The following is a 13,272-nucleotide window of genomic DNA, read 5'->3' as shown; positions in this document are numbered from 1 at the left end:
TCGAGGATCCATCATGAATCGAACCATCGTGTATTTGATCGTCGGGGTCATGGCATTCGGCATTCCAGCCGCTTGTTCCTCGACTGGCAATTCGTCGACCAATGCGTCGAGCGGATCTTCTTCCACGGGTTCTTCCGGAACAGGCGGCGAAGGTGGCGTGTTATTTCCGTCGAGCTCCAGCGCGTCGAGCTCGAGCGGCTCGGGGTCTTCGAGCTCGGGATCGGTCATCGACGCGGGACTCGAAGAATTCTGCGCGGGCAAAGGAGCGATTCCCATCCCTGGAACGACCGATTGCACGGGAGACATCGGCAAAAAGGTTTTTCTTTTTGCGATGTGCTCGTGCACTGATCTCACGTCGCAAAACACGGTCGATACCGATTCGATGGACGCTGCCAAGCCTGGTCAAGCGCTTGCGGGCGGCTCGGTTGGCGTCAATGGCAACTACACGTCTTCGGCGCCGAACGACATTCAAGGAGCGCTCATCGTCGGCGGCGCGCTCGATACGATGAATTCGCATAACGTCCTGCAAAACATGACCATTGCTGGCACGTCGCACGTCGGCGCTCCGGCAACGGCCAAGAGCGATGCATACCTTGGCGCCGAGGTCACCGGCCCGCCAAACTTCCTCACGGTGTCGGGCAAGATGTATACGCCGATCACGTCCAACGTCAATCAAGTCAACGAGCTCGGTGGTTTTTCCATTGGTCCCGTCACGGTACCCGAGCCCTGCGATTGTAAAGATCCCGTCGACATTGCGGGAATCGTTGCGGCATTCAAAGGATCCAACGACAACTTGACGAACATGATCCTCACCGATGCGCTCACGACCATGCCCAATTACGCCAAGGATATCACGCTTCCTTGTGGTCGTTATTATTTCGATGGCATCGTCGTGAACAACCCGGCCACGTTGCGATTGCAGGGACGCACCGTCATTGCGGTGGATGGCAACATCAACATGTCGGGCCCTTTGACCATCGAGCTTGCCGAGGGCGCCGAGCTCGATTTATTCGTGACGGGCACGGTGTTTTTGAACAATGCCGCCACGATTGGTTCGATGACGTCACCGAAATCGACACGTATCTACATTGCTGGCAATGACGTGACGATGACCGGCAAGCTCGATCTTTCGGCGAACTTTTACTTGCCAAACGCGGTCTTCAACATCACGAACGACCTCGAAATGTGGGGCGCTCTATTCGCCAAGAAGATTAGTTCGTCGGGCAAGGTGAAGGTGCATTACGACGAGGGGATATTGAAGATTCCGGGGTGCCAAGGCGGCGACGAACCGTGTACGGATTGCGGCGATTGCGTCAATCCGATGCCTGCATGCGGAGCCGACGGTACGTGCGGGCCATGCACGAAGGATCAAGATTGCTGCCCGCCGCTCATTTGTGATGCGCTTGGGGAATGCAGTCCTCCGCCACCCAAGTGATCCCGGGATACCTCCCGCCTGTTCAGCCATCAGTGCACTGGCTCGACAAACGATTGCTTCATCCCTGACAAATGCGTTTCGAATCGCCACGGACAAACGCTCGGTGATGCGGTCCACGCGGGCGAGAATCGGCGCGCCAAATTCGCAATTCAACTTACAGTTTGTCCGACTAACATAAACGTTTGTCCGACTAATATCCGGTTTGCCACCGGTTAGCAAACTTCCACCGGCGTCGGAAGAAACGCGGCACTGTACAAACGAGTTTGTCACAAAAATCTGGCATGTCCACGGCGAGCTGTGTATGTAGTCGGTTATGGTTCGTCGAAACGCACCTTCACGCCGCTCTCTCATCTACTGGTTTGGCGCGCCGATCGCCCTTTTGCTACTCGCGGCGTGCCCGGGATACATGAGTGCCGATCCTGCCGACCACTGGCGGTGGTCACCCATGTGCCCGAGCACGGAAGACGGAGCGCTTGCAATTCCAAAAGAATGTTGTCCGTGCCCATGGCCGGACATGTGCCCCGATGGGTGGCCGGAAGTGCCTGCGCATTGCCGTACGGGATGCGAACCCGGACAACCCATCGAGTGTTGCGAATGTCCCACGGAAGTGTGGTGTGGCGATGTCGCGGAACAGCACTTCAAAGAACCCGAGTTCTGCAAGAGCAAGTTCTGGCGGCAGGACGGTGGCACGGACGCTGGCTCGGCTGTTTGTCCCATTGGAACATGCGTGCCGAAGATCCCGGAAGGCTGGATGGGGCCGGCAACGCTTCATCATGGGTGGGACATCGAAATACCCGCATGCCCCGAAGACTCCATCATGATGGAGGGTTACGGCGAACCTCCACCTCCCACGTGCTTCGAATGCGGCTGTTCTACACCAAAGAGCGTCTGCGGTTTGTCCCCGGAGTGGACCATCAGCTCGCGCGGGTGTGACGACTTCAATGCGGGCGTCAAGTGGGATTTTTCTCCCTCTCCCGATTGGGATGGAACCTGCAACGGAGAGAAGGCACTGCCCGAAGGCAAGCTTTGCGGCACGGAGGGTTTCTGCGCGAAGTCGATCTCCATTGCGCCTCCGAAGGTCGAACAGATCGACAAGTCTTGTGCTCCGTTCGTCAAAGAGCCCGAGGAGATGCCCGTACCAAAACTCCACAACAACGCGCTGAGCGGCGGCCCCGACGTGCCGATCGGTCGCGTTTGCATTGACAAACAGGCTGCGGACCTGCCCACGTGTGGCGTCAATAGCGAAAACGTCTGTGTGGAGATTCCTCTGAACATGGCGTGCGTCGCGCGAGAAGGCGACCATGCCTGTCCCGAAGGATGGCCTCAAAAGAATCTCTACTACCAAAACATCGACGACCAGCGTGTCTGCTCGGAGTGTTCGTGCGGTCCTGTCGAAGGAGCATCTTGCACGCGCAAGTACCAGATTTTCACCGACGGGATGTGCACCCCATCGGCAGAATACGCAGCTCTGACGTATGAAGATTCCACTCTACCGAAGTGCTTCCTCATCAATCCGGGCATGTCGGTGGGTAGCAAGGCGGTCGAGTTGGTCGAGAACGTTCTCGGTGCCTGCGCGCCTTCGGGTGGCCAGCCGATCGGCGACGTGAAACTCGAGAAGCCCTTCACCGTCTGTTGCGTCGCGACCGACATGTGAGCCCGCACTGGGGTCGTGGTTCGTCGCGCCGAACCACGACCCAACCTTCTAGAACGAAGGTACGAACGAGACAAACCCAGCCAAGATCGGGATGAACGCATTCTGCTCGGGGGTTTGATCCCAACGAAATGACTTTGGTTGATACAGCGGAAGTTGAGCTTCCGCGTCCAGCCGGAATGCAAATCGCGGACTGACCGGAATCTCGACACCGGTGCGTAGCCCGACGGAAAACAGACCATCCAAGTCCGCACGGGAAAACCGCTCGTCCGCAAACGACGCCTTGAAGTCGTTCGCCGACACGCCTCCCATGGCGACCGCACATGCGCTGAGCGGCGCTTTACGCGCACACACGGCGAAGGCTCCGAGATACGCGTGCGACCGCACGGCAACTCGCTGCTGCGCACCCATGTCCATCTCGGCCGGAACGAGCGGTGGAAATATTCGCGCATCGAGCTCGAACGTGAGCGGCCCGATGGAACGCCCGACGCCAATACGCAGTCCAGGCATCACGACACGCGTCATGGCCAAGAGGCCACCGCCAATCACCAAATGGCGGCTGGATCGAGCGTTCTGCGTCGACGCGCGCGTCTGACATATCGGCGTCGACGACGGCTCGGGATCCGACGGCTTCGCAGGATCGGGCGATTCCTGATGGACAGGAGGCTTTTTTTCTGATTGTTCGACAAGTTTGTCCGTACCAACCTGGAGTTTGTCCGCGGCTTCGTCCGCATCATCGGGTTCTTCCGGCGGAATCGTCGCCCGCATGAGGTACGCCCCATCGAATGCCGCCCAATACAGCACCTTGAAACATTCCTCGGACGCCGGGTACTCGTTCGATTGACCACCCACTTGGATCCCCTCCGGATCCAAGACGGACAAATCGACTTTCTTACCCCCATCGAAACGCCGCTTGATCGTCACCACGACCTTGCGCTTCGCCGTCGGATCAATCGATGGATTCGTCACCCAGTTCGTGATGATTCCATACAAAGAGTCATAATCATTACATTTTGATAGGCCCGGCGAGACACTCAACTCGAGCCGATGCGGCGGCGTATCGACCTGATCGGCGTGCGCAAACTTCGGCCACGCAAGCGCAAACCCGAGCGCACTCATTCCCAAACCGAACCGAGCTTTCTTCATTGTCGGGGTCGAAAGGTTCACGAGGACGTCCCGCGCACGAGTAGCCCCCATGATGAATGGATGACCCCTCCGTGGCAAGTCCAAAGATAGCTACACGATTCACGCAACGCGCAAATTGAGGAACGCAGATTGCCCCGTCGTGCACCGTTTGTCTCGACAATCAATACGTGGCTCGCCAACACTTCGGCTCATACAATTCAGGAAGATCCGTATACGGCGGTCGTGAAGTTCCTTATCGCTTCGCCCAAACGTCGCGCGGGAAGTTGCCCCAAAACCATCCACCGGGTTACGCTCACTTTCATGCGTGGCGCAATTCTTCTGCTTCTCACCTCCACTCTCGTCGGGTGCGGTGAAGACCTCGACCGTCGAGACAATAATACAACCTGCCCAGAACCCCCCGCCGATCCCTCCGCCGCTCGCGTTTTCGCCATACAACCACGCATCTCCCCGGAACGTTTCGATAGTTACGAATCATACCAAACACACCTGGTCGAACTGACACGTACCCACGTGGCCCCGTGCTTGGCCCGCGATCGTTCCAACATTATCGTCTTCCCAGAAAACACGGGCCTCCCCGCCGCATTCATCGGATCGCGCGGCGAGGCAGCTCGAGCTTCCACATCGGCGTTCGCCGCATTCCTGGCGCTCGGAGGCCAATACACTCAGCCCATTCAGTTCTACAAAGACAAATGGCCCAACGTCCCGCTACCTACCCAAATCGAGCTCGGCATCACCGACACGGTTTGGCGTGCGTTTTACGAGACGAACTCCCTGATCGCCCAGGAGCTCGGGGCCTGGGTCATCGCATCGACCAACGTGAGCGGGCTCGTCGAAAAAAGCTCCGACCCCACGGAAATCGCCGCCCTGGCCGATCCCGACCTGAAAAACGTGTCGTACGTGTACGTCGCGCGCGACCCCGCCGTCTACAATTCAGCATTCGTGCACGCTCCGGACGGATCCCTCGTCGCAATGCGAAAGAAACCTTACTTGGTTGCAAGCGAAAAAAATGACCTCGCTCTGACACCAGGACCCTTGCGCGACGCTTTACCCATCGAAATCGGAGGCCTCGGGCTCGGCATCTTCACGAGCAAAGATGCATGGATGCCCGACCTGGTCGATAGACTCGCTGCACTCGGCGCCGATACGTTCGTTCAGCCCGAAGCATTTTCCGGTTGGACGATCCCCGAAGAGCCGAGTGAGCCAAATGTATGGGCGCCCGAAATTCTCAGCCAAAGCGCAATGGCCGCCGTACGAAAACACGGAGCCTACCGGCACGGCGTCGTTTCACATCTGACGGGCAATTTGTTCGACATGACGTTCGATGGACAATCGATCATCGTGGGTGATCCGGTGCCCGGCGAGCTGCAACGTGCTTATGTTGGACAAACGGAAGAAGGCGGCGTGCTCGCCGTCGCGCCGTGGGTGATTGCCGATCCCATCGAAGAAGACCCCGCGGCAACGCTGGACGCTCGCAGGGCCAAGCTCCGAGCTTTCGGACAAGAGCTGTTGCCAGGTGGCCCAAGGGCAAACCAATACAAAGAAGCAGTCATTGCAGCGGACCTGGGCAAACCCTCATCCCCGATCACCGATGGCCCGCCCGGCGCGCTCGGGCCGAGCCGCGCGATTTCCAATGTTGGTCAAGCCGAACAGAGCAATGCGGCCGTGGCTTGGACCAATACGTCGCCCATCGTCGTGGTCTTTCAAGAAGGCGCGCGTGGAAAAACCCGCATCGTCGCCGTGACGTCCGAGGATCAAGGAAAAACGTTTGGCATGCCGCACGCCGTCGCAGCATCGAACAAAACACAAATTTCGCCGGCTGTCCTGACGTCCGGCATCTACGTGTACGCTGCTTGGCAAGAGATCGACGAACAGGGCAGCCGTATTGCCTGTTCGATTTCGATGGACCGCGGAAAAACGTTTGGCATGCCAGTCTATCTGCCCTCGGAAGCAGCAGCTCCGGATTCATGGCGACCAGCCCTTGCAAGCTCGAACGGTCGAGTTTTCCTCGCCTACGTGGATGGTTCGTCGGGAAATGAACGCGTCATGCTCGCAAAAGCGCCCGAAGGCACGCTGGCCTTCACGACGAGTCCCATCGAAATGATGAAAGCGCATCCGGCGGGAGACGTCCGCAACAATCAATGGTCCCCGACGGTCGCGGCAAACGCAAATCACGTGGCCGTAGCATGGGTCGATTTCCGAAATAACAATTGGGATGTTTTTCTGTCACGATCGACCGATGACGGCTCGACCTTCACCGCCCCCGTGCGCATCGACGACGGCTCCGAAGCTCCCGAACGATTGCACGACGATGCTTTCGCCATGTTCTTGCCGAATGTGGACCCGTCGACGCTCGCCGTGGGATGGAGCGACGTGCGCCTTCGCAATCGACATGCAGCTCCCCGAGTATCGCTCGTCGCAGGTTCGGCCATTGGCCAGAGTCGCCGCTTCGGCTCGGTGGACGCAAGTGCGTATTCACCACGATTCGCGCCGCTCGGAGCGAACAAATTGGCCGTGGTTTGGCAGGACGATCGGACGCTCGGCGCCGATATTTACTTGTCGACGAGCATCGACGCAGGCGCGAATTTCGGCACTGAGCTGCGCATCGACGATGGGGGCGACGGCGCAAGTCACCAGACGGCACCGGTCATCGCAGGCGACGGAGCAGGCTCGGTCATCGTGGCATGGGAAGATGCTCGATCCGGCCAGCGCCGAATTCGCTTTGCATTGGGGAAACCCTAATTTTTACCCAACGCCCCCGGATACGCACCGCGCATCGTCGCGGCAATCTTCTTCAATGCATCGCCAAACGGAGACCGCTTGCGCCACACGAGCGCGATCGTCCGATGAGGCGCCGGTCGAGCAAACGGCCGCACGCGTAATCCCGCACGCTCGACCTCGAACGCCACGGCCAGCTCCGGCAATAGCGTGACACCAGCACCTCCAGCCACCATGTGCACGAGCGTGGACAAACTCGTCGCGCGAAACTCGAGCTCGTGCGCTTTGGCTCGAGTACACACCGCCAGCGCCTGCTCGCGAAAACAATGGCCATCATCGAGAAGCAATACATTCGTGTCGACGAGCTCGCCGGGCGTCACCGGGCGCGATTTCGCGACCAGCGGGTCATCGGGACGAGCCACGAGCACGAACGGATCGACCGCAACGACATCCGATTCGACATCGCCCAGGTCCGCTTCGAGCGCCAACAGGGCCGCGTCGATGAGCCCCGCATCCAAATTGCGCACCAAAACTTCCGTTTTGTCTTCGAGCCAAATCGTCATGAGACGCGGATACGAAGCCCGCAGCGCAGGCGTCGCGCTCGGCAAGAGATATGGGGAAATCGTCGGAATGACTCCAATACGCATCACCCCCACGAGCGGATCGCTCGCTCGCTTCGCCGCCCCCACGAAATCGTCCGCCTCGACGAGAAGCCGCCGCGCCCGCTCGACCAGCTCCTTGCCCGCCTCCGTGAGAAGCACACGCCGGCGGTCCCGTTCGAAAAGACGCACCCCAATCGCCTCCTCGAGCTGCCCGAGCTGCGCACTGAGCGAAGGCTGCGAAACATGACAACGTTCGGCAGCTTTGCGAAAACTGAGCGATTCGGCCACGGCAACCACGTATTGCAATTGCCGAAGCGTGAAGGGATGAGGAGCATGCGACGCACTGATAGTCATGGGCTATCAATCTTATCACTTCTTTGTCTTGGAACAATCACGAGCGACGCCCCATCATGTGCTCAGGACGCGGCCGGCGCCGCAACTCAAGTAACGAAGGAGACGCAACCATGTTGACCGTTGGCGACAAATTCCCCGAGTTCAAACTGCAAGCCGTCGTCTCGACTGAAAAAGGCAAGGAGTTCCAAGAGATCTCCAACGAGAGTTTTTCTGGCAAGTGGAAAGTGGTGTTTTTCTGGCCTATGGACTTCACGTTCATTTGCCCCACGGAGATTGCCGAATTCGGTCGGCGCAACAGCGATTTCCACGACCGGGATGCACAACTTCTCGGCGCGAGCACCGACTCGCATTACGTCCACTTGGCGTGGCGCAAAGACCATGCGGACTTGAAGCACCTGCCTTTCCCGATGCTGGCAGATACCAAGCGTGAGCTATCGAGCGCGCTCGGGATTCTCCACAAGCAGGAAGGCGTCGCGCTGCGAGCGACGTTCATCGTGGATCCGGATGGGATCATTCGTTTCGCAACGGTGAACGACCTGTCGGTCGGACGAAGCGTGAACGAGGTGCTGCGGGTGCTCGATGCATTGCAAACCGACGAGCTCTGCCCGTGCAATTGGACGAAAGGCCAACCGACGCTGGAGGCGGCCTAGCCATGTTTACGCTCGAATCAGTCCGTCACGCGCTTCCGGAAGCCGCAAAAGACCTGCGGTTGAATTTGCAATCGGTGATGCAATCCGGTTCGCTGACGCTCGAGCAACGGTGGGGTGTGGCGGCTGCGTGCGCAATCGCCACACGATCGCCGGCATTGCGGGATGCCGTCATCGAAGAAGCTCGGCGTGAAGTGAATGAAGCGGTCGTCGACGATGCGCTCGCGGCAGCGTCGTTGATGGCCATGAACAACGTGTACTACCGATTTCGACACATGATCGGCAAATCGGTATACTCGGAAAAACCCGCGCGCCTTCGCATGACGCGCATTGCCAGACCGGCCACGAACAAGGTCGACTTCGAACTGGTTTGTCTGGCCGTGAGCGCAATCAATGGGTGCGAGACGTGCGTGCGAGCACATGAAAAAGTGGTGCTCGAAGGTGGTTTGACCGAGGAGCACGTGCACGACGCCGTGCGAATTGCGGCGACGATTCACGGCGTTGCCGTCGCGCTCGATGCGTCCGGACACGCGCACAAGTCCACGACGCACCCGCACCAGGATGACGGAACGTCGAGCCACGAACACGGAGCCCCTGCTGGGCCAGGATAAACCTTCGCGGCTTTTCAGGAGGTAGGCGACGAGGGGGCAGCCGCGGCCCCCCGCGCGTCATCCGTCGCGGTCTCCGATGCAAGCAATTCTTCGAGCACCTGAATGGCGCCCGTGATGCGCAAGAGCGTCGACTGAAGATTGGCCTTCTTGGTTTCCAGCTCGTCCAGCAAAGCGCGGCCGTTTTCGAGCTCACCGCGAAGTTCTCGAAGGCGTTCTTCCAACTTGTCCCTCATCGATCCCATCTCCTCGTTCGTACCCGCCTTCTCAGAATGCGTACGACAGGCTTCCACCCAATCCCGGACCGCCCGAATTGAATTTCCGCGCTTGATATCCGCCGCGAAGCTGCACGGAAAATCCGCTCGTCACCTTGAACGATACTTCACCCACCAGGCGCACGCCAAACGCTTCTGCATTGGGCATGTCGGTGATTTCGATGATGGGCGAGATGAGCAATCGGCTACCGCCCACGATGTCCATGCGCGAGTAGAATCGATTGCCGAAGGTGACGCCGCTCAGCCCAAGCCGCTCGAAGCCGAGAATGAGCTTGGTCCCGTACGGATCGCCAATATGCGTCGCCACGTTGACACCGGCGGAAAACCCTTCCTCCGTGATGCTCGTGAGCAGCTCGCCCTCCATTTGCCACAAATCGAGGATTCGGAAGCGAACACGCGCAGCGCCGAAGTTGAGCCCGACGTCGTATTTCTCTTCATCATACGTCTCGAGCGGCCTCGGCGACTTCAGCGATTGCCCGCGAAGCACGCCCAAGCGAAATCCGAATTCGGACACCGTGCGCAATGATCGGTACGTGTATCCCGCCTCGATGCGGTAATACTGTTCGTTCACGGCAGGCGTGATTTGGCCATCGGAACCGCACCCCTCTTGCGTCGGTGTGCACGGAATGGACGACGTCGCCTTGTTCTCTCCAAACCCGACATATTCACCGGCAGCGGTGATGACGGAGCGTCGTCCACCGAGGCGGGCGAGGAGCGCGCGTTCGCGCGTATCGGTCAAATCTTCGATGACCGTCACGGGATGCGGCGCCGTGCGCGAGGCAAATGCGGCGACGCGCGATCCATTGACGAGTTCGAGTTCGATGGCATACGCAATGCCCGGCGCCTTCATCAGGTCGGCGGGAACGACGGCGACGTATTGGTCTCGATCGCCACGCTTGAATTCCACGATTCGCTCGGCCCCCGCCGCGGTCGTCACGACGGCGACGACCCGCCGAATCAAATGCGGATGGTCGTACGTGGCTTTGATGGCGAGCGGTTCGCTTGGTGGTGCCGAATAAACCGCCGCGTGATACACGCGCGGCTGTGGTCCCGCTGGACTTTCCGGAGCCACCGGGGCGACCGGCATTGCGGCGGTTTGTCCGGTCGCAACGGGCGCAGCAGCCGGAACCGGAGCCGGTGCCGTTTGTCCGGTGGGTGCGGCTTGGGCCGCTCCCGTCGCCGCGGCATCGGCCGGCGTTTCGGCCGGCGTTTCGGCCGTTTGTGGATCGGCCAGCGCCACACCGACATATCCCACGCTAACGAGGGCAAATGCCACGATGGGCAGAACGAATTTGGCAGCCTGTTCCGTCACCATGTGTACCCCACAGCGCCGCCGAAGCCCGGGCCAGCGTGATCAATGGTTCGGCCTTGGAAAGACACGCGCGCAGACACCACCAAGTCCGGCGTGAATCGATAACCGGCCTGCACGATTGCGCGCACACCAATTTCATTTTCGCCCGTGGACTCGCCCTCCGCGACGTTGTCGATTTTCGTATTTCCCGCCGGTTGGTTCGTCACTTCGGTTCGTACGAGAATGGGCACCTTCTTGATCGTATTGAGCTCCAATTGCGTGAACCCACGCAAACCCACGCCCCCCAAAAGCTCGCCGCCCAAAAGCAAGTTGGTATCGCGATCGCTACCAATTCGGAACAACACTTGACCACCGCCCGTGACACCATTGTCTTGCAAACCAATGGCCAATCGGCCAATGAGCGAGAACAAGCGGTGAAAGCCGACTTCGGTCTCGAGATACCCATACGTGAGACCTACGGCGCGTCCTTTCAGGTTCAATACATCGAGGTCGCGCAGCGATCCGCCTTGACCTCGATACACGCCAAACCCCGTCCGAAGCGCTCGAACCCCCACATCGTCGTACCGCAGTCCGAAAATTCCCTCGGTCTGCCAGCTCCAGTCATTCCCTCGCAAACGATTGTAATCCGCATAATCCGTCAGCAGCGTAGCGCTCGCTCCGACTTTGCGCGGTGGACCAATCTTCGGTACGGGCACCACATCGACGACCTTGGGCACCCCCGGCCCACCGAAGACCGGCGTCGCGACCCCTTTGGCCGACGTCGCCTCAATGAAATATTCCATCTCCGGCGGCTGGAGTTTGTCCTTTGGAACGAGCCCGCTCCAGTACCCCGGACCAATCGGAATCATGTTCACGGTCTCGAAAGCCGATTCGCCACGCCGCCGGATGTGCAGCAAAGCGCCCGTCGCATCGTCCGTCAATTCCGCCACGAGCTCCAGACGCGACCCCTCGAGAACCTCTTTGGGCGGCTCGAAGCTCCTGAGCGCCGGGATGCCGTCATCATCCTTGGCGTCGGTCTTGCGACGCTTGGGCGTGTCTTTCGCTTCCACCAAACGCCGAAGCGCCGCCGCTTCTTCATAAAGCACGCGCGCATAACGCCCATTCGGCGTCGTCCTCACATACTCCTCATACTTGCGAATGCGCGTAATCAAATCGGCGCCCTGCAAGCTGTCGAACATTTCCGCCACTGTCCGCGCTTCCGCGTCGAGCTTCGATTCGGCGGGCGCTTCCCCCGTCGGTGCCGAACCCCCGTCACCCGGAGTGGTCCCCGTCGGCGCCGGCGTCGTCGGCCCCGGCGATGCAGCGGGCGACAAAATCACCAAATCGCCCTTCTCGGGGGTCCGCGCAAGCTCGCCAGAAGGCCGCGCGAGCGACAACGTCGGGCGTACCTGCCCAAGCTGTAACGTACCGATACGGAAGCGATCCTCGAGAATCTTCCCCGACACCGGATGCCGAAGCTTCACCGGCCGCCAAAGCTCGACGAGCGCCCCCTCCGTCGCGCCTTGACCAGCACCGATATCAATGACGAGGTCCTCGCCATCGAGCGCCAGCACCGTCGCTCGCACTTCCCCCACAGGTTTCGCCTGCGCAAAAGCCGAAAGGCTCGTGCCCCAACAAGCAAGCATCATGAGCGCGGCCAGCCCAATCCCCCGCCCCCTGGCTGCGTGTGGATTCGTCTGCTGCGCGCCCCGATACTTCCGCAGGCGGCTCGAATGCCCACCGGAAACTCGTCCCCATTCGTTCATCACGTTGTCGTATTTTTACGTGGAGATTTTTAAAATTCAAGAGGTAATGAGAAAAAAATCAAGTTGAAGTTTTTAGGGTTCGTCATGCGCGCATATCGATTCGCGCCAAGGCCATTGAAACTGCGTCGCACCTTTCGCGCGTAGAAAAATTCACCCAAGCACCGCCCTTGTCGACTATCATGGCACCCGCATGCATCCTTCGACCCTGCAACTCGGCATCGTGAAAGCCGCCCTGCCCCTTGTGCTTCTTTTGGCATGCACGAAGGACACGCCGCAATCGACGAACCCCAATGAAACACCGTCGCCGCAAGTACCGGTGCCGAATGCCGCGTCGTCGCTCGAGAGGCTCCTGGGTATGCCCCTCCCATCCGCTTCGTCTTCGATCGATGAAACCATTGCAGAAAAAGCGGCTTTGGAATGTCCCAGTACGAACGATTGGCAAACACTCGAATCGTTTGACGCCGAATGCGCTTGGGCGTGGACGACGGACGAACAAAAACTTCCCGCACCGCTCGAATGGAAACCATGCTCGCCTCGGGACGGCGCACCCAAAGCAGGATGCCAAAAATTGCAACGCCAAAGGCGTTTGCAAACATTCGCCGTGGGCATCAACGCCGCCGGCGACACGCAAATCGGGTTTGTCGAAAACTGCCCGCCGGAACAGATCGTGCTGGCAAACGTCGACGGTCCCACGCGCTTCGCCATGCGCAGAAGGGAAACGGAGCAATTTCCAAAAACGTGTCAAATGAAATTGCTCGCCGTCGACATGGACCATTGGCTGG

At 59.4% G+C, this 13,272-nt stretch carries 10 protein-coding genes; 5 read left to right on the top strand and 5 right to left on the bottom strand.

What is annotated here, in order from left to right:
- Positions 1 to 13 precede the first annotated feature (13 nt).
- Positions 14 to 1,435 (top strand): hypothetical protein, encoded by a 1,422-nt coding sequence (locus IPM54_24870; GenBank protein MBK9263024.1) that lies wholly within the window; start codon positions 14 to 16, stop codon positions 1,433 to 1,435.
- Between the two features lie 313 nt (positions 1,436 to 1,748).
- Entirely contained in the window at positions 1,749 to 3,089 is a 1,341-nt protein-coding gene (locus tag IPM54_24865; GenBank protein MBK9263023.1) for a hypothetical protein, read from the top strand.
- Positions 3,090 to 3,137: 48 nt separating this feature from the next.
- On the opposite strand, the gene IPM54_24860 is transcribed toward IPM54_24865, so the two are convergent.
- Complete coding sequence (locus IPM54_24860; GenBank protein ID MBK9263022.1) at positions 3,138 to 4,253, bottom strand: hypothetical protein; 1,116 nt, start codon at positions 4,251 to 4,253, stop codon at positions 3,138 to 3,140.
- A gap of 501 nt (positions 4,254 to 4,754) precedes the next feature.
- On the opposite strand from IPM54_24860, the gene IPM54_24855 reads away from it, so the two are divergent.
- Positions 4,755 to 6,971 (top strand): hypothetical protein, encoded by a 2,217-nt coding sequence (locus IPM54_24855; protein ID MBK9263021.1) that lies wholly within the window; start codon positions 4,755 to 4,757, stop codon positions 6,969 to 6,971.
- On the opposite strand, the gene IPM54_24850 is transcribed toward IPM54_24855, so the two are convergent.
- On the bottom strand, positions 6,968 to 7,903 hold the full coding sequence (locus tag IPM54_24850; protein MBK9263020.1) for a LysR family transcriptional regulator: 936 nt from the start codon (positions 7,901 to 7,903) through the stop codon (positions 6,968 to 6,970). The two genes, IPM54_24855 and IPM54_24850, sit on opposite strands and share 4 nt — an antisense overlap.
- A 110-nt stretch (positions 7,904 to 8,013) precedes the next feature.
- Here IPM54_24850 and IPM54_24845 point away from each other — a divergent pair, with 110 nt between their 5' ends.
- A complete protein-coding gene (locus tag IPM54_24845) occupies positions 8,014 to 8,553 on the top strand; it encodes a peroxiredoxin (GenBank protein ID MBK9263019.1) in 540 nt (179 codons plus the stop codon).
- Between the two features lie 2 nt (positions 8,554 to 8,555).
- On the top strand, positions 8,556 to 9,161 hold the full coding sequence (locus IPM54_24840) for a carboxymuconolactone decarboxylase family protein (protein ID MBK9263018.1): 606 nt from the start codon (positions 8,556 to 8,558) through the stop codon (positions 9,159 to 9,161).
- Between the two features lie 14 nt (positions 9,162 to 9,175).
- Here IPM54_24840 and IPM54_24835 read toward each other — a convergent pair whose 3' ends face one another.
- The 3 genes from IPM54_24835 to IPM54_24825 are packed head-to-tail and all read right to left on the bottom strand — an operon-like array spanning position 9,176 to position 12,493.
- Positions 9,176 to 9,394 (bottom strand): hypothetical protein, encoded by a 219-nt coding sequence (locus IPM54_24835; GenBank protein ID MBK9263017.1) that lies wholly within the window; start codon positions 9,392 to 9,394, stop codon positions 9,176 to 9,178.
- Positions 9,395 to 9,425: 31 nt separating this feature from the next.
- Entirely contained in the window at positions 9,426 to 10,748 is a 1,323-nt protein-coding gene (locus IPM54_24830; GenBank protein MBK9263016.1) for a hypothetical protein, read from the bottom strand.
- Complete coding sequence (locus IPM54_24825; protein MBK9263015.1) at positions 10,742 to 12,493, bottom strand: hypothetical protein; 1,752 nt, start codon at positions 12,491 to 12,493, stop codon at positions 10,742 to 10,744. Before IPM54_24825 ends, IPM54_24830 begins: the two co-directional genes overlap by 7 nt.
- Between the last annotated feature and the right edge of the window lie 779 nt (positions 12,494 to 13,272).

The organism is Polyangiaceae bacterium (genome assembly GCA_016715885.1).
GTDB lineage: Bacteria > Myxococcota_A > Polyangia > Polyangiales > Polyangiaceae > Polyangium.
The sequence above is the reverse complement of the archived record's forward strand: the minus strand, read 5'-3'. Positions and strand labels throughout refer to the sequence as shown.

Bases quoted from the DNA above. Each gene is read 5' to 3' on its own strand.
- IPM54_24850 (MBK9263020.1), bottom strand. From the start codon at position 7,903: ATGACTATCAGTGCGTCGCATGCTCCTCATCCCTTCACGCTTCGGCAA.
- IPM54_24865 (MBK9263023.1), top strand. From the start codon at position 1,749: ATGGTTCGTCGAAACGCACCTTCACGCCGCTCTCTCATCTACTGGTTT.
- IPM54_24870 (MBK9263024.1), top strand. From the start codon at position 14: ATGAATCGAACCATCGTGTATTTGATCGTCGGGGTCATGGCATTCGGC.
- IPM54_24835 (MBK9263017.1), bottom strand. From the start codon at position 9,394: ATGAGGGACAAGTTGGAAGAACGCCTTCGAGAACTTCGCGGTGAGCTC.
- IPM54_24840 (MBK9263018.1), top strand. From the start codon at position 8,556: ATGTTTACGCTCGAATCAGTCCGTCACGCGCTTCCGGAAGCCGCAAAA.
- IPM54_24830 (MBK9263016.1), bottom strand. From the start codon at position 10,748: ATGGTGACGGAACAGGCTGCCAAATTCGTTCTGCCCATCGTGGCATTT.
- IPM54_24845 (MBK9263019.1), top strand. From the start codon at position 8,014: ATGTTGACCGTTGGCGACAAATTCCCCGAGTTCAAACTGCAAGCCGTC.